This window comes from Pseudomonas sp. St290, from assembly GCF_018325805.1.
In the GTDB taxonomy this organism is placed as follows: Bacteria; Pseudomonadota; Gammaproteobacteria; order Pseudomonadales; family Pseudomonadaceae; genus Aquipseudomonas; species Aquipseudomonas bijieensis.
The window spans coordinates 3,220,707-3,242,286 of the sequence record NZ_AP014703.1 but is presented as its reverse complement, the minus strand read 5'-3'; the positions used below and the strand labels follow the sequence as shown (position 1 = coordinate 3,242,286).

Below are 21,580 nucleotides of genomic sequence, written 5' to 3'. Positions count from 1 at the left end.
TAATCAGAAGTGGAGGCCCATCATCATGGCCAACCTGAAAATCAAGAATCTGCAAAAAGGTTTCGAAGGCTTCTCCATCATCAAGGGCATCGACCTTGAGGTGAACGACCGCGAGTTCGTGGTCTTCGTCGGGCCATCGGGCTGCGGCAAGTCCACGCTGCTGCGGCTGATCGCCGGCCTGGAGGAAGTCAGCGACGGTACCATCGAGCTGGACGGCCGGGACATTACCGAAGTCAGCCCGGCCAAACGCGACCTGGCGATGGTGTTCCAGACCTACGCCCTCTACCCGCACATGAGCGTGCGCAAGAACATGTCTTTCGCCCTGGACCTGGCCGGTGTACCCAAGGCCGAGGTCGAGAAGAAGGTCAATGAAGCGGCGCGCATCCTCGAACTGGGGCCAATGCTCGAACGCAAGCCCAAGCAACTGTCTGGTGGCCAGCGCCAGCGTGTGGCAATTGGCCGGGCCATCGTGCGCAACCCGAAGATTTTCCTGTTCGACGAACCGCTGTCCAACCTCGACGCCGCCCTGCGGGTGCAGATGCGCCTGGAACTGGCCCGGCTGCACAAAGAGCTGCAGGCGACCATGATCTACGTGACCCACGACCAGGTCGAAGCCATGACCCTGGCCGACAAGGTGGTGGTGCTCAATGGCGGGCGCATCGAACAGGTCGGCTCGCCGCTGGAGCTGTATCACCACCCCGCCAATCTGTTTGTCGCCGGGTTCCTCGGCACACCGAAAATGGGCTTTCTCAAAGGCAAGGTCACGGGCCTGGACAGCCAGGGCTGCGAGGTCCTGCTGGACGCCGGAACCCGTATCAGCCTGCCATTGAGCGGTGCCAGCCTGAGCGTTGGCGGTGCGGTGACCCTGGGGATTCGTCCGGAGCACCTGAACCTGGCGCAACCGGGCGATTGCACGCTGCAGGTTACCGCCGATGTCAGCGAACGCCTGGGCAGCGACACGTTCTGCCATGTCGTGACCGCGTCGGGTGAAGCTTTGACCATGCGGGTTCGCGGCGATCTGGCGAGCCGTTTCGGCGAGCAACTGAACCTGCACCTGGACGCTGAACACTGCCATTTATTCGATGCCGAAGGCGTAGCGGTGACCCGTGCGCTGCGCGCCGCCGCCTGATTGTAGAGACTTGTGATGAAACTCAACCGACAGAACCTGCACAACCTCAACGCCGAGGTCGCCCTGCCCGCTTACAGCCTGGGCGACCGTCGCCAGGGTATCGCCCACATTGGCGTCGGTGGTTTCCACCGCGCGCACCAGGCGTATTACACCGATGCGTTGATGAATACCGGCGAAGGCCTCGACTGGGCCATTTGTGGCGTAGGTCTTCGACCCGAAGACCGTCGCGCCCGGGATGACCTGGCAGGCCAGGATTATCTGTTCACGCTTTATGAGTTGGGCGACACCGACGACACCGAAGTCCGCGTCATCGGCGCCATCGCCGACATGCTCTTGGCCGAAGATAGCGCCCAGGCGCTGATCGACAAACTGGCCGATCCGCTGATCCGCATCGTTTCGCTGACCATTACCGAAGGTGGCTATTGCATCGACGACAGCAATGGCGAGTTCATGGCCCACCTGCCGCAGATTCAGCATGACCTGACCCATCCCGAGGCACCGAAAACGGTTTTCGGCTTCCTCTGTGCCGCCCTGGCCAAGCGCCGTGCTGCGGGGACGCCGGCGTTCACGCTGATGTCCTGCGACAACCTTCCCCACAACGGAGCGGTCACTCGCAAGGCACTGCTGGCGTTTGCCGCACTGCGCGACCCGGAACTGGGCCAATGGATCGACGGGAACGTAAGTTTTCCCAATGCCATGGTCGATCGCATCACCCCGATGACCAGCGGCGCCCATCGCTTGCAGTTGCATGACGAACATGGCATTGACGACGCCTGGCCGGTGGTCTGCGAACCGTTCGTGCAATGGGTGCTGGAAGACAAGTTCGTCAACGGTCGTCCGGCCTGGGAAAAAGTCGGCGTGCAATTCACCGATGACGTTTCACCCTATGAAGAGATGAAAATCAAGCTGCTCAACGGCAGTCACCTGGCGTTGACCTACCTGGGCTTCCTCAAGGGTTATCGCTTCGTCCACGAGACCATGAACGACCCGTTGTTCGTGCGTTACATGCGGGCCTACATGGACCTGGACGTGACGCCGCAACTGGCCCCGGTACCGGGCATCGACCTGACCGACTACAAGAACACCCTGGTGGAACGTTTTTCCAACCAAGCGATTGCCGACCAGTTGGAGCGGGTCTGTTCGGACGGTTCTTCGAAGTTTCCGAAATTCACCGTGCCAACCATCAACCGCTTGATCGCCGACGGCGGCGAAACCCGCCGCGCGGCGCTGGTCGTGGCGGCCTGGGCGGTGTACCTGAAGGGTGTGGACGAGAACGGCGTGACGTATTCGATCCCGGACCCACGGGCGGCATTCTGCCAGGCCTTGGTGGCTGACGATGCGCTGGTAACCCAGCGGCTGCTGGAGGTAGAAGAAATCTTTGGCACCGCGATTCCCCGCTCGCCGGAGTTCGTGGCAGCATTCGAATGGTGCTGCAATAGCTTGCGCGAGCACGGTGTTACGCGGACGCTTGAGCGGGTGTTGGCTGACGCGAACTGAGGCTCGACCGTGAACCGCTTTTTGTGGCGAGGGAGCTTGCTCCCGCTGGGTTGCGAAGCGACCCCCTGGGTTTGTCAGGTTCACCGCGCTGCCTGGACTCAGGGGCTGCTGCGCAGCCCAGCGGGAGCAAGCTCCCTCGCCACAGATGTGTTTGCTGAACGAATTGCTATTACCTGTTGGTGATTTGATCTGACACAAAGGATTTTTATGGCAAACCAACAATTGTTCCTGGGCATCGACTGCGGCACCCAAGGCACGAAGGCGCTGATCCTGGATGCGTTCAGCGGCCAGGTACTCGGCCAGGGCGCCGCTGCCCACAGTATGATCAGCGGGGCCAACGGTCGCCGTGAACAAGATACCCAGCAATGGCTCGATGCATTTACCCAGGCGACCCATCAAGCCTTGGCCGCCGCCGGGGTCGATGGCCAGGCCATCCTCGGCATCGGCGTTTCCGGCCAGCAGCACGGCCTGGTCTTGCTCGATGAGCAAGGCCAGGTCCTGCGCCCGGCCAAGCTGTGGTGCGACACCGAAACCACTCCGGAAAACGAACGGCTACTGGCCCACCTGGGCGGTGAAAGCGGCTCCCTGGAACGCCTCGGCGTGGTCATCGCCCCGGGTTACACGGTGTCCAAGCTGCTGTGGACCCGCGAACAGCATCCCGAGGTTTTCGCCCGCATCACCAGCATCCTGCTACCCCACGACTTTCTCAATCATTGGCTGACCGGCCGCCATTGCAGCGAATACGGCGATGCCTCGGGCACCGGCTATTTCAATGTACGTACCCGGCAATGGGACGTGCCGTTACTGCAACACATCGACCCCAGCGGCCGCTTGCAAGTGGCGTTGCCGGAACTGATCGACGCACATCAGCCGGTCGGTCGGATCCTGCCGGCCATTGCCGCGCACCTGGGCATCAACCCGAATGCCGTGGTGTCCAGCGGTGGCGGCGACAACATGATGGGCGCCATCGGCACCGGTAACATCCAGCCCGGCGTGATCACCATGAGCCTCGGCTCCTCCGGCACGGTCTACGCCTATGCCGCAGAGCCAGTGGTCAGCCCGGAAGCGTCGGTGGCGACCTTCTGCTCTTCCAGCGGTGGTTGGCTGCCGCTGATCTGCACCATGAACCTGACCAACGCCACTGGTGCGATACGCGAATTGCTGGACTTGGACATCGCCGCCTTCAACGCCCTGGTGGCCCAAGCCCCGATTGGCGCCGAGGGCGTGTGCATGCTGCCGTTCCTCAACGGTGAGCGCGTTCCCGCCCTGCCCCATGCCAGCGGCAGCCTGCTGGGCCTGACCACCACCAACCTGACCCGGGCCAACCTGTGCCGGGCCGTGGTCGAAGGCACGACCTTCGGGTTGCGCTACGGCCTGGACCTGCTGCGGGCCAACGGGCTTGAAGCCCAGAGCATTCGCCTGATTGGCGGCGGTTCGAAGAGCCCGGTGTGGCGGCAGATCGTCGCCGATATCATGAATACCCCGGTCATCTGCACCGAACAGAGCGAAGCCGCAGCCCTTGGCGCGGCGATTCAGGCGGCATGGTGCCATTCAGGGACGCAAGAGAACCTGACCGAACTGTGCGAGCGCTGCGTCAAGCTCGACCTGGACAGTGAAACCCAGCCCATCGCCGGGCACGTCGCGGCCGCCCAACACGCTTATGAACATTATCGACAACACGTCGCAACCCTTTGAGAGCAGGCAACTATGTATTTGGTGTGTGGTGAAGCACTGTTTGATTTTTTCAGTGAAACCGAGGCTGGCGGCCCGGCCTCGCAAGTGAACTTCAAGGCCATTGCCGGCGGCTCGCCGTTCAACGTGGCGGTCGGGTTGCGGCGCCTGGGTGTCGAGTCCGCGCTGTTTGCCGGGCTGTCCACTGACTACCTGGGCCGACGCTTGCAGCAGGTGCTGCTCAACGAAGGCGTCAGCGCCCGATACCTGCTGGACTTCGACGCACCGACGACCCTGGCGATGGTGGCCGTCGGCGCCAACGGCTCGCCCCACTACAGTTTTCGCGGCGAAGGCTGCGCGGACCGACAATTGAGCCTGGCCCATCTGCCGACGTTGGGCCCGGAGGTGCGTGGCTTGCATTTCGGCTCGTTCTCGCTGGTGGTCCAGCCGATTGCCGACACCCTGCTGGCCCTGGTACAGCGCGAGAGCGGCAAGCGCCTGATCAGCCTCGACCCGAACGTGCGCCTCAACCCGCAGCCGGATATCGAACTGTGGCGTTCACGGATCGCAACGCTGGTGCAATATGCCGACCTGATCAAGGTCAGCGACGAAGACCTGCACCTGCTCTACCCCGAGCTTGAGCCACAAGCGGTCATTGATGGCTGGCTGCAGCACCGTTGCCAACTGGTATTCTTGACCCGCGGCGGCCAGGGCGCCACGGTATTCAGTCGCCAACACGGTTCGTGGTCAATGCCCGCCTGCTCGGTGAAGATCGCCGATACTGTGGGCGCCGGCGACACCTTCCAGGCTGCGTTGATTACCTGGCTCACCGAACAGCAATTGGATTCGGTCGAAGGCCTGAACACCCTGACCCGCGACCAGATCAGCGCCATGCTCGACTTCGCCATACGCGCCGCGGCCCTGACCTGCGCAAAGACCGGCCCAGACCTGCCTTACCGGCGACAGTTGAACTGACGCTCGCAACCCGCCGCTGCCGAACGCCACCGAGCCTTCGGCAGCGGTTGCCACCCCACACAAAAGCCAAGCGATTCGCTTTAACCCTCGTTTAATCCCGCGATCCGACACTGTCCCGGACCGCGTATCCCTCCTGAGGTCCCGCGCGGCAGGCCCGATGTTTGAACATCAGGTCGATTTTCTCTCTGCTGCGGAGTCTCGCTCATGAATATTCGTCGATTAGTCGCCGCGTCGTCTTTGGTACTGCTGACTGGCATCAGCGTGATGGCCCAGGCTGACAACGCCGGACAACCCACGCCCTACCGTTATGGCATGCCGCTGGAGATCAAAAAGGTGGTATCGCTGAAGGAGCCATCAACGCCTTATTGCAAGGTCGTGACGGCGCAGATGGTGTACATCGACAAGACGGGGCAAACCCGTGATGTCTCTTACCGCAAACTATCGGATTCCTGCAGTTATCAAAATTGACTGGCGGGTGGCGGACAACAAAACGCCTGGCTCGGACAATGACCGGGCCAGGCGTCGATGTGCTTGTACAGGGCGCGTATTTTAACGCCCGGTCATCCGATGTAACTGATGAAAATGATTGCCGGCGGGATTGTGGTGTTGATTCTGACCGTGGTTCTGGTCGAGTTCGGTGCGCAGTTCGGCAATCAAGTCGTTGATTGCACGGCAACCCGTGAGTTTTTGAGCATCGATGCCAGTTTTTACCAAGGCCACGCGGTCGGTTTCATGATCATCGTAGATCTTGATGGTCATCGACAAATCGGGTGACAAGGTGCATTGCGAGCGCTTGGGCAGCAAGCTGCTTTCAATGATATTTCGCATTTCGAGGGCAGATAAAAACATGGCAACTCTCTCCTGTTGAGGCGGCCAATTTATGTACACAACGGCGGTATTCTTTTCGTCCGTTTCTTCCATGCGGACTGGGACTACGAATGCCGTGCCGTTCTTCGTTTTTGGCGTTTCTAATCAATGAGCCCCATTAAGCGAACTCCTGAATCATCCCGCAAATAACATGCCTGAATTCACGACGCCCTGGCTTGATTCAAATCAATCACTTAGCTTTACCTGACGCCGGACCGGTCGTGCAGAATGCAAGGCAACGGTAAGAACCCCATGCAAACTGCAATCGCTTTTCTCCTGTCGAAAGCTAGAGTAGCCCCTATTACGGCTGGGTGAGAGGGCATCCGTCGCCTCGTGCAAAAAAACTGTGACTCGGGCTGCAAACCGGATTCATGGCCGCGCGCTCGGCCACATGCCGCAAGCTGTCGAAGTTGATATTGGCACCGGAATCGATCGCCACCAGGGTCTGGCCGTGCGCGCCGGTTCGGGCCACGTACTGCTTGATGCCCGCCACAGCCAAGGCGCCAGAGGGCTCGGTGATTGAGCGGGTGTCGTCATAGATGTCCTTGATCGCCGCGCACAGTTGATCGTTGCTGACGGTCATGACCTCATCGACACAAAAACGGCAGACCTCGAAGCCATGGGCGCCGATTTGCGCGACGGCCACACCATCGGCGAAGGTTCCCACACTCGGCAGCGTCACCCGTTCCCCCGCCACCAACGCCGCCTGCAGGCAGGCGGAGTGTTGCGACTCGACACCGATGATGCACACTTCCGGACGCAGGTACTTGACGTAGGCTGCGATTCCAGCGATCAGCCCACCGCCGCCGACCGGGACAAAAATCGCATCCAGCCTGCCGGGGTGCTGGCGCAGGATCTCCATGGCGACGGTGCCCTGCCCCGCGATCACGTCCGGGTCATCGAAAGGCGACACGAACTCCCGCCCGGTCTGCCGGGCCAAATCCAGGGCGTACTCCAGGGCAAACGGAAAACTCTCCCCGTGCAGCAACGCCTCAGCACCCCGGTTGCGTACGCCCAGCACCTTCAATTGCGGAGTGGTCAAGGGCATGACGATGGTGGCCGAGATACCCAACTCCCGCGCCGCCAGCGCCACGCCTTGGGCATGATTGCCCGCCGAAGCGGTGATGACCCCACGGGCCCGCTGCTCCGGGGTCAATTGAACCAGTCTGTTGTAGGCGCCGCGGATCTTGAAGGAAAAGGTCGGCTGCAGGTCTTCACGCTTGAGCAGGATCGTGTTGCCCAAGGCTTCGGACAATGCAGGGGCCGCTTGCAGTGGCGTGCGCACAGCCAGTTCGTACACCGGCGCGGCCAGGATTTTTTTGACGTAATGTTCCAGCAGGGCTTGCTCGGCGGGGGTAGCGGTCATGGCGGTCTCCTGGTTTGGACAGAACCCTGGAGACAGAAAGAAAAAACCCGCCTCTAGGGCGGGTTGGGTGCAGTCGTCAGCTAGCCCGCCAAATAAGGAATGGCGGTAATAATGCTTGGCTGGCTGCGCAGTACGGTGGAAGTCATGATTGAAAGTTAGCTGGGGGATGGGGGCCAAGTCAATCCAAAATACACAGATGGGCTTGGTTCACCCGCTTGCGGCGAGGGGATTTATCCCCGCTGGGCCGCGAAGTGGCCCCCATGAATCTGGATGCAATCAACCGGACATCCGGCGGTGACCGGTTTGAGGGCCGCTGCGCAGCCCAACGGAGCGGTGCGACATTGCGCTAAATCCCCTTGCCACTTACTGCAGGCCAACTTTATACAACGCCCCATCGCCTTCATCCGTCAGCACATACAAGAAACCATCCGGCCCCTGGCGAACGTCACGGATACGCTCGTCGAGTTCACCAAGCAAACGCTCCTCGTGCACGACCTTATCGCCCTTTAATTGCAGGCGGATCAGGTTCTTGGAGACCAGCGCACCGATGAACACGCTGTGCTGCCAGGCCTTGAAGCGATCACTGTCGTAGAACGCCATGCCGCTGAGCCCCGGGGACACCTGCCAGACATGGTGAGGACCCAGGGTGCCTTTGACCGTCGTGCCCTGCGCTTCGGGAATCGGGGCACCGGAGTAATTGATGCCGTGGGTCGCCAACGGCCAGCCGTAATTCTTGCCACGCTCGATAATGTTCAGCTCATCGCCCCCCTTGGGCCCATGCTCGTTTTCCCACAGCGTGCCGTTACGTGGGTTGAGGGCCGCTCCCTGAGGATTGCGAATACCGTAGGCCCAGATCTCGGGGCGGACGTTTTCCTGGCCGACAAACGGGTTATCGTCCGGCACCTTACCGTCGGGGTAGATGCGCACGACCTTGCCTTGCAGCTTGTCCAGGTCCTGGGCAGTGGGCCGGTCGTTGTTTTCCCCCAAGGTGATGAACAGGTAGCCGTCCCGGTCAAACACCAGGCGCGAGCCAAAGTGGTTGCCCTTCGACAGCTTGGGCTGCTGGCGAAAGATCACGTTGAAACTGTTCAGCCTCTTCAAGTCTTGTGACAACTGCCCACGGCCCACCGCAGTGCCGGCCTTGCCGTCTTCACCGACCTCGGAATAGGACAGGTAGACCGTGCGGTCCTGTTTGAAATCCGGTGACAGCACTACATCCAGCAAACCGCCCTGGCCCTTGGCCCAGACCTTGGGAACGCCCCTCAACGGCGCCGATAACTGGCCATCGGGGCCCACCAGGCGCAGGTTGCCGGGGCGCTCCGTGACCAGCATGCCTTGCTGGTCCGGCAGGAACGCCAGCGCCCAAGGGTGCTCCAGGCCCTTGACCACGGTGCTCACCTCCAAGGTGCCCTCCTCGCTTTTCGCTTGCTGGGTTTGTGCGGCAGCGGCCGGCGTGGCAAGGGTCAGAACAGCGCTGGCGCAGAGTGCGGCCAGGAGTGTTTTACGCAACATGCACACCTCCTTCTGTAGGGTGGAAAGAAACAGCCAGGATTCAGCGCCTAGCGATTGCCGTTGTTCGTGCTCCTGGGCGGCGGGGTGTAGTCGAGGGTGGGCCGTGGCGAAGCCGGCGGCTGGCCGGAACGAGGGTAGCCATTGCCGATACCGCCGTTTTCCAGGGTCGGTGGACGAGGAGCCGGTATCGTCGGGTTGTTTTGAATCATCGGCACGTTGGGCCGGGTACCTTGCATGCTATTGGGATTGGCCCGGCGTATCGGGCTGTTATAGGGATTGTTGTTGCCCGGCAGGTTCTGGGCCAGGACCATTGGGCCTGCACTGGGCGTGGCGGCCTGGGCGGCAGCGGTCAGTAGTAGCGTCATGACGGCAAGCATCAGCCTGTTCATTCGAGCACCTCTTGGGTTCAGGCATATCGAAAGCAAGCTACGCTGCAGGTTCGCCGTTGTTAAGCGAAATGTCCCGGTGAAGATGTAACGAAGCGTCTCCGAACCATTGTGGAAGCGAGCTTGCTCGCGACGCCGGGGGGGCAGCTTGCACCCATGACGTCTGTACCGCCGCTATCGCGAGCAAGCTCGCTCCCACAGTGAAGCAGGATGGTGGAAACTTTTGCCAAGGCGCGACGGTCACCAGAGAGACATCCATCGGCAAGGAAAACACCACCATGGCACGGGCAATCTGGAAAGGCGCAATCAGTTTCGGGCTGGTCCATATTCCTGTAGCGCTGGTGTCGGCCACCTCTTCCCAGGGGGTGGATTTTGACTGGCTGGACAAGCGCAGCATGGACCCGGTTGGCTACAAGCGGGTCAACAAGGTCACGGGCAAGGAGGTGACCAAGGAAAACATCGTCAAGGGCGTCCAGTACCAGAAAGGCCAATACGTGCTGCTCAGCGAAGAGGAAATTCGTTCCGCCCATCCCAAGTCGACCCAGACCATCGATATCTTTTCCTTTGTCGACAGCGAGAAGATTCCCTTGCAAAACATCGATACGCCCTACTTTCTCGCCCCCGACAAGCGCGGCGGCAAAGTCTATGCCCTGCTGCGCGAAACCCTGGTCAAGAGCAACAAGGTCGCCCTGGCCCACGTCGTGCTGCATACCCGCCAGCACCTGGCAGCGCTCATGCCCCTTGAATCGGCGCTGGTGCTGGTGATGCTGCGCTGGCCCGCAGAGGTGCGCGAGCTGGATGTCCTGGAGCTGGGCGACGAAGTCACTCACCCGCCCCTGGCCAAGGGCGAGCTGGAAATGGCCAAGCGCCTCGTGGAGGACATGAGCGCCGATTGGACACCGCAAGAATACCGGGACAGTTTCGAAGACAAGATCATGGAACTGGTGGAGAAAAAAGCCAACGAAGGCCGCCTCGAAGCGGTGGAGACCGACCCAGGCGAGGAGCAGCGCAAGAGCGCCGATGTCATCGACCTTACCGAACTGCTCAAGCGCAGCCTGGGCAGCAAGGGCAAGGCACCTGACAAATCCTCTGGGAAGGCCCCTGCAAAACCGGCGAAAACCGGCAAATCCGCTCCTGCTAAAAAAGCCACCAAGGCCTCCCGGGGGTAAACCCTGGCGTGCGCAATACAAAGGAATCTGTCATGGCCAACGCCGAGAGTGAATATGCTCGTTCGTCCGATACCGAATCGGATGCAACGACGCCCCGCAACCCTGGCCGACTGGGCAAGACAGCCCCTGGAAACCGCCTCCCCGAACGCCTGGCCCCGCAACTGGCCACGCCCGTGGAAGAACCACCCACCGGCGACTGGCGCTATGAGGTCCAATTCCACGGTTATCGCCTGCTGACGCGCATCGAACACGGTGAAGTCCGGTTATACAACCGCAATCATCAGGACTGGACCGAGCGGCTGAAGCTGCATGCCGACGCCCTGGCCGGGTTGAACCTGGAGGACAGTTGGCTCGACGGCGAACTGGTCCTGCTCGACGATACCGGCCACAGCGATTTCGCGGCCCTGCGCCAGGCGTTCGAAATCGGCCGCACCGTCGACATGGTGTATTTCCTGTTCGATGCGCCGTTCCTCAACGGTGTCGACCTGCGCCAGGTGCCGGTGGAAGAGCGCCGTGCAGCACTGAAAAAAGCCCTTGGCAACAACGCCAGCAAGCGCCTGCGCTTTTCCGAGTCGTTTTCCGCCAGCCAGCACGAGATGTTCGAAAGCGCCATCGCCCTGTCACTGGACAGCGTGGTCGGCAAGCGCCTGGGCAGCCCCTATATGTCCCGACGTAGCGCCGATTGGGTAAAACTCAAGTGTCGGTTGCGCCAGTCCTTTGTCATCGTCGGGTTCACCCGGCCCCAAGGCAAGCGCGCCGGTTTCGGCGCGCTGCTGTTGGCAGTCAACGGGCCGGAGGGGCTGGTGTATGCCGGTCGGGTGGGCACCGGGTTCAGCCAGGCACAAATCAAACAGTTACACGCACAACTGAGCGCGCAACAGCGCGAGACTTCACCATTGGCCTTGCCACTCGCCGGTGCGCAAGGACGCGGCGTGCAATGGGTCGAACCTGGCCTGACCTGCGAGGTCGAGTTCGTTGAATGGACTGCCGACAGCCAGGTGCGGCAGGCGATTTTCCTGGATTTGTCGAACAATACGCCGGCCAACAAGATCGTTCGCGAGCAACCCCTGCCGATAAAACCTGCGACAAAACCCCAGCGTCGCAGCAAAGCCCGCGCGGCCAAAGTCGACGGCGTGATGATCACCCACCCCGACCGGGTCATCGACAGTGTCAGCGGTGTCCAAAAGGCTGAGCTGGCGCAGTATTACCTGGACATCGCCCCTTGGATCCTGCCGCACCTCAAGCAGCGGCCGGTCGCGCTACTGCGGGCACCGGATGGTATCGGCGAAGAACAGTTCTTTCAAAAACACGCCGATCGCCTGGAGATTCCCCATATCAAGCAGTTGGATCCTGGACTGGACCCAGGCCACGCACCGCTGATGGAAATCGATGACATCCACGCATTGGTCAGCGCGGCGCAGATGGGTACGGTGGAGTTGCACACCTGGACCGCGACTCATGATCGGATCGAGACGCCTGACCTGTTTGTCCTGGACCTGGATCCGGACCCTTCGTTGCCCTGGAGCGCCATGATCGAGGCGACCGGCATGACCTTGGCGCTGCTCGACGAGTTGGGTTTGCAGGCCTTCCTCAAGACCAGCGGTGGCAAAGGCATGCACGTGATAGTGCCCCTGGCCAGAAGCGAGGGTTGGGACACCACCAAGGCATTCGCCAAGGCCATCTCACAGTTCCTGGCCCGGCAGATGCCAGAGCGCATGACCGCCACCATGGGGCCGAAGAACCGCGTCGGGAAAATATTCGTCGACTACCTGCGCAACGCCCGTGGGGCCAGTACAGTGGCCGCCTACTCGGTGCGCGCCAGGCCAGGCCTACCGGTTTCGGTGCCAATTGCCCGGGCCGAGCTGCAGACCCTGCGCAATGCCCAGCAATGGGACATTTATACCGCGCTGGAACGGGCTAAAGGCCTGCGGACCGATCCTTGGGAAGGCTACAACCACCGCCAGCGGATCACCACCAGGATGTGGGCGCAGCTGGATGCGCAAAAACCCGAGGCATGAGGACGAACACGGCGTTCAAATCCAGACGAAGATCGCCAGCAAACCGCCAAAAAAAGCCCATTTCTGCAGGTAATAAAGCGTGCGGTTGCGTTTCTTCAGGGCCTTGCCCTGCAAGCGGATCTTGTACAGCCTGGAGAACGCCCGGTTCAGGCCGCCCGTCCTGTCGCCCGCGTCGTTGGGCGCACCGGCCGCCGCCATCACGGTGCGGCTGAACCAGCGGTTGAACGCGGTGGCCCAGCGAAACTTCATGGGCCGCTCCACATCGCAGAACAGGATGATGCGGTTATGGTTGGTGGTGTTCTCGGCGTAATGAATGAAGGTTTCGTCGAAAATCACCGCCTCGCCATCGCGCCAATGATAAGGCTCGCCATCGACATTGATGTAGCAGCCGGCATCGTTGGGCGTTTCCAGGCCCAGGTGATACCGATAGGACCCGGCATACGGGTCACGGTGCCGGACCAGCTTCGAGCCCGGAGGCAACTCGGCGAACATCGCCGCCTTGATCGAACCGATGCTCTGCACCAGCTCGGTGGTGCGTGGGCACAGCTTCATGGCCGAGGGATGGCTATCGCCGTACCACTTCAGGTAGAAACGCTTCCAACCGGTCTTGAAGAACGAGTTGAAGCCCACGTCGTCATATTGATTGGATCGCTTGATCTCTCCCGCATGCAGCAGGCTCTGGCCTTCGGCCCGGATCTCTTCCCAGTGAGCCTGCAACGGGCTCAGGTCCGGAAACTGCGCCGGGCTCAGGAACGGCTTGTTGGGCAGTTTCGAGCACAGGTAAAGCAGGCAATTGATCGGGGCGAGAAAAGACGAGTGATCGCTCAACTGGCGCCCGAACTTATGCCGCACGCGCCCGCGCAGGTGGACGTAGCCAATGGAGAGGATGTAGATCGCGGCAATGATGAGCTTCACGGAATCCGTCACAATGCAGGAGTGAACAGGCTGCTTCTCCAGGCCAGCCAAGCGGCAAGGGAGATCGCATCGGGTGAGATGGCATTTTAGCCACAGTTTGTAAGCAAAAGTTATCCTGCAAATGTGAAAAACTGTCTTGTCCGGGCAATACCCTATCGTTTATGCGGCCAGATCAGTACAATCGCCGCCAACTATCACGCGCCCCCTTTTGGCCGAAACCGTTAACCCGGCTTCGGCGCACGTCTACCGGGCCAGGCGCTCCGTATGCTGCTGTCCTCTTATGCCGGATGGACCCTTGCGCTTGCGACCGCGATGCCTTTGCGCGGTCGGGACGTGCGCAAACAGGTACTGAACAGGTACTGCCGCACCCTTAGCTACTCTGAATGTTCCGCAGGATAAACCTTTGATCTCTACAGCTAACATCACGATGCAGTTCGGCGCCAAGCCACTGTTCGAAAACGTCTCGGTCAAATTCGGCGCGGGTAACCGCTACGGTCTGATCGGCGCCAACGGTTGCGGCAAGTCGACCTTCATGAAAATCCTCGGCGGCGACCTCGAGCCGTCCGGCGGCCAGGTCATGCTCGAGCCGAACGTGCGCCTGGGTAAACTGCGCCAGGACCAGTTCGCCTACGAAGAATTCACCGTGATCGATACGGTGATCATGGGTCACGAAGAGCTGTGGAAGGTCAAGGCCGAGCGCGACCGCATCTATTCGCTGCCGGAAATGACCGAAGAAGACGGCATGGCCGTGGCCGAGCTGGAAACCGAATTTGCCGAAATGGACGGCTACACCGCCGAATCCCGCGCCGGTGAACTGCTGTTGGGCCTGGGGATTGGCATCGAGCAGCATTTCGGCCCGATGAGCGAAGTGTCGCCAGGCTGGAAACTGCGTGTGCTGCTGGCCCAGGCGCTGTTCTCCGACCCGGAAGTGCTGCTGCTGGACGAGCCGACCAACCACCTGGATATCAACACCATCCGCTGGCTGGAAAACGTGCTGACCCAGCGCTCGAGCCTGATGATCATCATCTCCCACGACCGTCACTTCCTGAACAGTGTCTGCACCCACATGGCAGACCTGGACTACGGTGAGCTGCGCCTGTTCCCGGGCAACTATGACGAATACATGACCGTGGCAACCCAGTCCCGCGAGCAACTGCTGTCGGACAACGCCAAGAAGAAAGCGCAGATTTCCGAACTGCAGTCGTTCGTCAGCCGTTTCTCGGCCAACGCCTCGAAAGCCAAGCAGGCCACCTCCCGCGCCAAGCAGATCGACAAGATCCAACTGGCCGAGGTCAAGCCATCGAGCCGCGTCAGCCCGTTCATTCGCTTCGAACAGACCAAGAAACTGCACCGCCAGGCGGTCATTGTCGAGCGCATGGCCAAGGGCTTTGACGGCAAGCCGCTGTTCAAGGACTTCAGCTTCACCGTCGAAGCTGGTGAACGCGTGGCGATCATTGGCCCGAACGGTATCGGCAAGACCACCTTGCTGCGCACCCTGGTCAATGAACTGGAACCGGATGCCGGTACCGTGAAATGGACCGACGCCGCGGAACTGGGCTACTACGCCCAGGACCATGCCCACGACTTCGAAGACGACGTCAACCTGTTCGACTGGATGGGCCAATGGACCCAGGGCGGCGAACAACTGGTGCGTGGCACCTTGGGCCGCATGCTGTTTTCCAACGACGAGATCCTCAAGTCGGTCAAGGTCATTTCCGGTGGTGAACAGGGCCGCATGCTGTTCGGCAAACTGATCCTGCAAAAGCCGAACGTGCTGGTCATGGACGAACCGACCAACCACTTGGACATGGAATCCATCGAAGCGCTGAACCTGGCGCTGGAAAACTACCCGGGCACGCTGATCTTCGTCAGCCACGACCGTGAGTTCGTCTCGTCCCTGGCCACTCGCATCATCGAACTGAGTGCCGACGGCGTGGTGGACTTCAGCGGCACCTATGATGACTACCTGCGTAGCCAGGGTGTGGTGTTCTAAGCACAGCCCTCAGCTGTAAGCTGCAAGTGAAAGCCCTGTCCGTAGCGACAGGGCTTTTTGTATTCCAAGATCACAACTGGGCCTGTGGGATTTGTGGTGGCTTCCCAGATTGAAATCCGCTTGCGCCAACACATTTAGTTAGCCTGCTTTCTTTTATCCCCACCTCGCGCCATGATGAGGCTCTCTTACCGCCGCCCGCGAACGAGCCCCATGCCCACGCCCTCACCTGCCCCCAGTTCCCTGTCGATCACCCTGCAGATCGTCTCCATCGTTTTCTACACCTTCATCGCCTTTCTCTGCATCGGCCTGCCCATTGCCGTACTGCCGGGGTATGTCCACGAACAGTTGGGCTTCAGCGCAGTGGTCGCCGGGCTGACCATCGGCTCACAATATCTGGCTACCCTGCTCAGCCGTCCCATGGCCGGTCGGTTGTCGGACAGCGTCGGCACCAAGCGGGCAATCGTCTACGGGCTGTCGGGGATTGTGCTCAGCGGCGTGCTGACGCTGCTCTCGACCTTGCTGCAAGGGTTTCCCCTGCCCAGCCTGCTGATTCTGATTGCCGGCCGCTTGCTGCTCGGCGTGGCCCAAGGGCTGATCGGCGTGGGCACCATCAGTTGGTGCATGGGCCAGGTGGGTGTGGAACACACGGCTCGCTCGATTTCCTGGAACGGCATCGCCTCATACGGGGCCATTGCCATTGGCGCCCCGCTGGGTGTGGTGATGGTCGGTGAACTGGGTTTCGCCAGTCTGGGCATTGCGTTGTCGTTGCTGGCGGGCGCTGCGCTGTTGATGATTCGCAACAAACCGTCGGTACCGGTCATTCGCGGCGAGCGCTTGCCTTTCTGGGCGGTATTTGGACGCATTGCGCCGTACGGAGCAGGCCTGAGCCTGGCATCAATCGGCTACGGTACGCTCACCACGTTTATCACACTGTTTTACATCAGCCGCGGCTGGACCGGCGCGGCGTGGTGCCTGACGGTTTTCGGCGTCTGCTTCATCCTCGCGCGATTAGTGTTCATTTCCAGCATCGCCCGCTTCGGCGGCTTCAACTCGGCCATTGCCTGCATGAGCATCGAAACCCTCGGGCTGGTATTGCTGTGGCTGGCCCCATCCACTCCGTTCGCCCTGGTCGGTGCCGGGCTGGCCGGCTTCGGGCTGTCGCTGGTGTATCCGGCGCTCGGGGTGGAGGCCATCAAGCAGGTGCCGAACACCAGTCGTGGCGCGGGCTTGAGTGCCTACGCGGTGTTCTTTGACCTGGCGCTGGCGATTGCCGGTCCGCTGATGGGCGCGGTGGCATTGAACCTGGGTTATTCGTCGATCTTCTTCTGTGCCGCGTTGCTGTCCGTCAGCGGCCTGGGGCTGACCTTGCTGCTGCGTCGCCGGGCCATAAACTCACCTTATTGATCGTAATACTGTTCATTGCCGTTTTTTGGCTTTTTTGAGAAGACCCGGTATTTACTTGCTCTGGTGTGTATATCCATTTCTGCGGTAACGGATATACACACCATCCTTATTGATCAGCCGTCCTCATCCCCGCCCGGGTCGGCTTGCCCAAGGCCTCGCCAAAAAAGCGGCTGGCCTCGGAAATCATGGTGCGGTGGATGTCCTTGCGATCGACCCCGTCAGCATCCGTGCAGAGCGCGGGCATCGCGGCGATCTGCTCATCGGTGCACGGGGCCAGGAAGACAAAGTGCCCCGCGCCGGCCAGGGTCTTGAAGTCCGGCGCGGTGGGCAACTTGCGGGCCAAGGCGGCAGCGTTCTTGTCGAAAGCCACGAGTTTGTCGCCATCACCGCTGTACAACAGCACCGGCACATGGACATCGGCCAGGGTGTGACGACCGAATTTCAGGCTCAACGGCGCCATCAGCAGCAATGCCCGGACCCTGGGGTCGGCCACAGGTTGCAGGTCGTCGCGGTCGGCGATCAGTTCGCCCTGGGTGTTACAGGCATCACGGTCGTCCGGTCGCTCCTGGCAGTAGCGACGCAGGCGATTGAGATCCGGCGTCGCACCGGACAGGATCAGCGCCGTCTCGCCACCGGCCGAATAGCCGATCACCCCGACCTGCCCGGCGTTGACGAACGGCGAGAGCATCGGGTCGTTCAACGTTGCGGTAATGGCTTCGGAAATCTGGATCGGCCGGCCATACAGGTTGCTCAGGGTCCCGAGCCGGCTGTGGTCCTGGGCGTTGTCGCCGGGATGAATCACCGCCACCACGACAAATCCCTTGCGCGCCAGCGAGGTGGCCAGGTCGTGCAGGGCCAGCGGTGTACCGGTATTGCCATGGGACAGCATCAGCAGCGGAAAGCGGCCGATGGCGATCTGGGCGTCTGGCGCGGCATCGATCTGGTAGCCACCCAACAGGCTGGACTGTTCCCGGTCGGTGGACGGATAAAAGGCGAAGGCGTGCATCGGCTGCTGATCCAGCGGATCGAGAAAGCTCAGCTCATGGAAGCCGGCGCTCCAATGCGGATGCGGCCCCGGTGCGGCCTGCACTGAACCGAGACTGGCAAACAAGCAAAGCAGCAGCGCTGCACCAAAACGTGTCATCGAATCTTCCACCTTCACCAGCGCACGGGAAGACCCCGTCGCTCGCACTCTTGGCCGTGCATAACCTGCGCCATGAAGCCCAGCGCCGAATGCAGCAAAACCCTGCATCCCGACCATCCAATGACGACGAGAATACAGGGTTTTGCCAAGGTTGCCCGAAGAGCTTGGTGCCTTTACGCAGATTTTAGGCAACGGCGAATTGCTGGCTGATTTTCGACTTAGCTTCGCGCATGCCCTTGGTGTGCAAGTCATCCCCCTTGTTCAACCCTTCGGCACGAACGATTTCGATGTCGCTAATGCCCAGGAAGCCGAACATAAATGTCAGATAGTCTTCATGACCCACGCCACTCGGCTTGCCGGCATGCAACCCGCCAGCTGTGGAAACGATCACCAGCTTCTTGCCACCACACAAACCTTCATAGCCTGAATCGCCATAGCGGAATGTCTGGCCAGCAACGGCAATGCGGTCAATCCAGGCCTTGAGCTGGGTCGGGATAGTGAAGTTGTACATGGGCGCGGCAATGACCAGCGCATCCGCCGCCAGGAACTCTGCCATTGTTTCAGCGCTGAGGTCAGCTTCGTATTTCAGGGCAGCGTCGCGCAATTCAGCACTGGTGCCGGCAGCAACCAGCGTCTGGGCGGAAAAATGGCTGATGGCGTCGGCGGCCAGGTCACGGTAGGTGACGGTGATGCCTGGCTCGGCAGCTTTCCAGGCTTCAACCACTTCACGGCTCAATTGGCGGGAAGCGGAGTTGTCGCCGAGGATGCTCGAATCGATGTGCAGCAGTTTCATGTGAGTGCTCTCCAAGTAAGGACCGCACCAGGCGATCAATTGGCGACCATCCTATCGATGAAGCCAATGATCGATAAGTCAGCATAAATGCGATAGTTTGTCCCACTGACAGGACAATCGAGTTCACCATGCAAGACCTCAATGATTTGTACTACTTCGCCAAAGTCGTCGAAGCCGGCGGTTTCGCGGCGGCCGGGCGCCTGCTGGGCATTCCCAAGTCGCGATTGTCGCGGCGTATGGCCGAGCTGGAAGAACGCCTCGGCGTCCGGTTGCTCCAGCGTACTACCCGTCAGTTGAAATTGACCGCGGTCGGCGAACGTTACCTGCGCCATTGCCAGGCCATGTTGCTGGAGGCCGAGATGGCCGACGAAGCGGTGGCGAGCATGTCCAGCGAGCCCCGTGGCCGATTGCGGGTGTCGAGCCCGGTGGGCCTGGCCCACCAATTCCTGCCCGTGGTGATCGAAACCTTCCTGGCTAAATACCCTTTGGTACAACTGGACATGACCCTGCTCAACCGCCGGGTCGACCTGATCGGCGAAGGCATCGACGTGGCGTTGCGGGTGCGCGACCTGGGGGATGAAGACCCCTTGCTGATGACCCGGCGTTTGCGCCGGGCACGACTGATGCTGGTCGCCAGCCCGGCCTTTGTCGAAGGGCGGCGGATCGAATCCCCGGATGATCTCAAACAGTTGCCAGTACTGGGGGCATTGGAAGCCGATCGCCAGGTGCACCTGCGCCTGGTCAGCGCCGATGGGCAGCGTGTGGAACTGAGCCTGGAGGCGCGCCTGGGCATTGACGACTTCATTGTGCGTCGCGCCTGCACCCTCGCCGGCCTGGGCTTCACGTTATTGCCGAGCATGTATTGCGAGCAGGAATTGCTTGACGGCACACTGGTGGAATTGCTGCCTGGATGGTCGTTGCCCGATGGCTGGCTCCAGGCGGTCTACCCGCATCGACGCGGCATGCTGCCAGCGGTGCGTGCATGGATCGACCATTTGGTGGAAGCCTTCGAGGGCTGTGGAGATAGAACGCTATGAGTTTGAGCGAAGAGGATGTCGCGCGGTTTTGCCTGGGCCTGCCCGGCGCCCGGGAGGACTACAAATGGGGCGGCGTGCGGGTGTTTTCCATTGCCGGGAACAAGATGTTCGCCCTCCAGGGCCTGAGGAGCGACTCGTTGGCGTTCAAGGTCGACAAGGATCTGTTCCTGGGTCATTGCGACCGGCCGGGCATTCACCCCGCGCCTTACCTGGCGCGGGCCCAGTGGGTCATCATGCAGGTGCCCTACCCGCTGGGTGCCGAAGAGCTGCGTGGCTTGCTGCAACGCTCACATCAATTGGTGGTGAGCAAATTGCCCAAGCGCACGCAGGTGGGTTTGTTGCTCTAGCCATTCAGAACAGATAGCTGCCCAGGAACAACTGGTCGATCCAGAACACTTGGTGCAACAGCACGATGAACCAGAACACCACCTGGAACGACACCTTGCGGGTCTTGTGGCGAAACAGCTGCTGGGCCAGCAAGGCGCCAGGCCAACCGCCGGCCAGTTCCACTGCATGCAACACATTCTCTGGCGTGCGCCAGGCGTCGGCGCGCGCCTTGCGCTTGTCGCTCCAGTACAGCAGGAACGCCACCACGCTGACGACGCCATAGGCTGCCATTGGCACCCACGACACCGCCCGCAACCCGAACAGCAGCGAGCCGAACAGCGGCAAGGCACAGAGCAGCGCAAACACCATCAGTTTGAGCCGCAGGTGCTGCACGGCGCCGTCGGCACTGCGCCCGGTACGTTTGCGGCCACCTGAATCGTTCATGGCTTGGCAGCGCTCCAGTCCACCCAGCCGAACTGCCAGGTGGCCAGGATCAACAGGCCGAAGGCGATTCGATACCAGGCGAACACGGCGTAACTGTGACTGGCGATGAACCGCAGCAGGCCCTTGACCGCAATCATGGCGAAAATGAACGCTGTGACGAAGCCAATGGCGAACACCGGAAAATCTGCCGGGACGAACAGCTCGCGGTATTTGTAGCCCGAGTAGACCGCCGCGCCGACCATGGTCGGCATCGCCAGGAAAAACGAAAACTCGGTAGCGGTTTTACGCGACAGGCCGAATAGCAGGCCACCGATGATGGTCGCTCCGGAACGCGAGGTGCCCGGGATCATCGCAATGCACTGGGCCAGGCCAACCTTCAGTGCGTCCTTCCAGGAGATCTCGTCCACCGTTTCGGCGTGCACCTGGTGCTGGCGCTTCTCGGCCCAGAGCATCACCAGGCCGCCCACCACCAGCGCGGCGGCGACGGTGATCGGGTTGAACAGGTAGTGGTGGATCCAGTCGGCGAACAGCACACCCAAGACCACGGCCGGCAGGAAGGCGATCAGCAGGTTAGCGGTGAACCGGCGGGCGCTGGGTTGCGTCGGCAGGCCCAGCACCACGTCGAAGATCTTGCGCCGGAACTCCCAGACCACCGCCAGAATCGCGCCGAGCTGGATGATAATGTTGAACGCCATCGAACGTTCGCCACCGAACTCAAGCAAGTCGGCGACAATGATCTGGTGTCCCGTGCTGGAAATCGGCAGAAATTCCGTCAAGCCTTCCACTACGCCAAGAATCAGTGCCGAAAAGGCGGTCCACAAATCCATTCATCCCCCAAAAAAGACGCTGTTCATGCAGGTCTTATCAATATTCAAGTGTCAAGCAGGTGCTCGCAGCGGGTGCACGATAACTGTGATCTTTCAAAAAAAACCA

At 60.9% G+C, this 21,580-nt stretch carries 20 protein-coding genes; 11 read left to right on the top strand and 9 right to left on the bottom strand.

The window, feature by feature from the left end; translation table 11 throughout:
- Positions 1-25: 25 nt before the first annotated feature.
- The 5 genes from PBDP_RS14305 (at position 26) to PBDP_RS14285 (ending at position 5,740) form a co-directional block, all read left to right on the top strand.
- A complete protein-coding gene (locus tag PBDP_RS14305; protein ID WP_163858826.1) occupies positions 26-1,129 on the top strand; it encodes an ABC transporter ATP-binding protein in 1,104 nt (367 codons plus the stop codon).
- Positions 1,130-1,144: 15 nt separating this feature from the next.
- Positions 1,145-2,626 (top strand): mannitol dehydrogenase family protein, encoded by a 1,482-nt coding sequence (locus PBDP_RS14300; RefSeq protein ID WP_163858828.1) that lies wholly within the window; start codon positions 1,145-1,147, stop codon positions 2,624-2,626.
- 207 nt (positions 2,627-2,833) lie between these two features.
- Entirely contained in the window at positions 2,834-4,321 is a 1,488-nt protein-coding gene (gene xylB, locus PBDP_RS14295) for a xylulokinase (RefSeq protein ID WP_109755382.1), read from the top strand.
- 12 nt (positions 4,322-4,333) lie between these two features.
- The gene (locus tag PBDP_RS14290) at positions 4,334-5,272 is read left to right on the top strand and encodes a carbohydrate kinase family protein (RefSeq protein WP_109755381.1); all 939 of its coding nucleotides are present in this window, start codon (positions 4,334-4,336) and stop codon (positions 5,270-5,272) included.
- Between the two features lie 204 nt (positions 5,273-5,476).
- Positions 5,477-5,740, top strand: a complete 264-nt coding sequence (locus PBDP_RS14285; protein ID WP_109755380.1) for a DUF2790 domain-containing protein — start codon at positions 5,477-5,479, stop codon at positions 5,738-5,740.
- 81 nt (positions 5,741-5,821) lie between these two features.
- On the opposite strand, the gene PBDP_RS14280 is transcribed toward PBDP_RS14285, so the two are convergent.
- The 4 genes from PBDP_RS14280 to PBDP_RS14265 all read right to left on the bottom strand — a co-directional run bounded on the left by PBDP_RS14280 (position 5,822) and on the right by PBDP_RS14265 (position 9,406).
- The gene (locus PBDP_RS14280) at positions 5,822-6,121 is read right to left on the bottom strand and encodes a DUF1652 domain-containing protein (protein ID WP_109755379.1); all 300 of its coding nucleotides are present in this window, start codon (positions 6,119-6,121) and stop codon (positions 5,822-5,824) included.
- A gap of 319 nt (positions 6,122-6,440) precedes the next feature.
- Positions 6,441-7,505: a threonine ammonia-lyase, biosynthetic gene (ilvA, locus tag PBDP_RS14275; RefSeq protein WP_116832363.1), complete on the bottom strand. Its 1,065-nt coding sequence runs from the start codon at positions 7,503-7,505 to the stop codon at positions 6,441-6,443.
- Between the two features lie 363 nt (positions 7,506-7,868).
- Entirely contained in the window at positions 7,869-9,017 is a 1,149-nt protein-coding gene (locus PBDP_RS14270; protein WP_116832362.1) for a PQQ-dependent sugar dehydrogenase, read from the bottom strand.
- Between the two features lie 47 nt (positions 9,018-9,064).
- Positions 9,065-9,406 (bottom strand): hypothetical protein, encoded by a 342-nt coding sequence (locus tag PBDP_RS14265; protein ID WP_212802428.1) that lies wholly within the window; start codon positions 9,404-9,406, stop codon positions 9,065-9,067.
- Positions 9,407-9,681: 275 nt separating this feature from the next.
- Between PBDP_RS14265 and ku the strand changes: the two genes are divergently transcribed.
- Together ku and ligD are read left to right on the top strand one after the other, a co-directional pair.
- Positions 9,682-10,572, top strand: coding sequence for a non-homologous end joining protein Ku (gene ku / locus PBDP_RS14260; RefSeq protein ID WP_212802427.1), 891 nt, complete (start codon positions 9,682-9,684; stop codon positions 10,570-10,572).
- Positions 10,573-10,604: 32 nt separating this feature from the next.
- Entirely contained in the window at positions 10,605-12,590 is a 1,986-nt protein-coding gene (ligD, locus tag PBDP_RS14255) for a DNA ligase D (RefSeq protein ID WP_163858835.1), read from the top strand.
- Between the two features lie 15 nt (positions 12,591-12,605).
- Here the strand turns inward: ligD and lpxO are convergent, their stop codons facing one another.
- Positions 12,606-13,505, bottom strand: coding sequence for a lipid A hydroxylase LpxO (lpxO, locus tag PBDP_RS14250; RefSeq protein ID WP_163858837.1), 900 nt, complete (start codon positions 13,503-13,505; stop codon positions 12,606-12,608).
- Positions 13,506-13,908: 403 nt separating this feature from the next.
- Here lpxO and PBDP_RS14245 point away from each other — a divergent pair, with 403 nt between their 5' ends.
- Together PBDP_RS14245 and PBDP_RS14240 are read left to right on the top strand one after the other, a co-directional pair.
- Positions 13,909-15,498, top strand: coding sequence for an ABC-F family ATPase (locus PBDP_RS14245; protein WP_003181279.1), 1,590 nt, complete (start codon positions 13,909-13,911; stop codon positions 15,496-15,498).
- 210 nt (positions 15,499-15,708) lie between these two features.
- Entirely contained in the window at positions 15,709-16,902 is a 1,194-nt protein-coding gene (locus tag PBDP_RS14240) for an MFS transporter (protein WP_212802426.1), read from the top strand.
- A gap of 106 nt (positions 16,903-17,008) precedes the next feature.
- Here the strand turns inward: PBDP_RS14240 and PBDP_RS14235 are convergent, their stop codons facing one another.
- Positions 17,009-18,046 (bottom strand): alpha/beta hydrolase family protein, encoded by a 1,038-nt coding sequence (locus PBDP_RS14235; protein ID WP_109755372.1) that lies wholly within the window; start codon positions 18,044-18,046, stop codon positions 17,009-17,011.
- Positions 18,047-18,230: 184 nt separating this feature from the next.
- Complete coding sequence (locus PBDP_RS14230) at positions 18,231-18,839, bottom strand: FMN-dependent NADH-azoreductase (RefSeq protein ID WP_109755371.1); 609 nt, start codon at positions 18,837-18,839, stop codon at positions 18,231-18,233.
- A gap of 128 nt (positions 18,840-18,967) precedes the next feature.
- Between PBDP_RS14230 and PBDP_RS14225 the strand changes: the two genes are divergently transcribed.
- On the top strand, positions 18,968-19,876 hold the full coding sequence (locus PBDP_RS14225) for a LysR substrate-binding domain-containing protein (RefSeq protein ID WP_109755370.1): 909 nt from the start codon (positions 18,968-18,970) through the stop codon (positions 19,874-19,876).
- On the top strand, positions 19,873-20,223 hold the full coding sequence (locus PBDP_RS14220; protein WP_109755369.1) for an MmcQ/YjbR family DNA-binding protein: 351 nt from the start codon (positions 19,873-19,875) through the stop codon (positions 20,221-20,223). The genes PBDP_RS14225 and PBDP_RS14220 overlap by 4 nt, the downstream gene beginning before the upstream one ends.
- 4 nt (positions 20,224-20,227) lie before the next feature.
- On the opposite strand, the gene PBDP_RS14215 is transcribed toward PBDP_RS14220, so the two are convergent.
- Both PBDP_RS14215 and PBDP_RS14210 read right to left on the bottom strand, forming a co-directional pair.
- Positions 20,228-20,647 carry a DUF1294 domain-containing protein gene (locus tag PBDP_RS14215; RefSeq protein WP_212802425.1) on the bottom strand — a complete coding sequence of 140 codons (420 nt, stop codon included), beginning with the start codon at positions 20,645-20,647 and terminating at the stop codon, positions 20,228-20,230.
- Entirely contained in the window at positions 20,644-21,474 is an 831-nt protein-coding gene (locus PBDP_RS14210; protein WP_109755367.1) for an undecaprenyl-diphosphate phosphatase, read from the bottom strand. Before PBDP_RS14210 ends, PBDP_RS14215 begins: the two co-directional genes overlap by 4 nt.
- Positions 21,475-21,580: the final 106 nt, after the last annotated feature.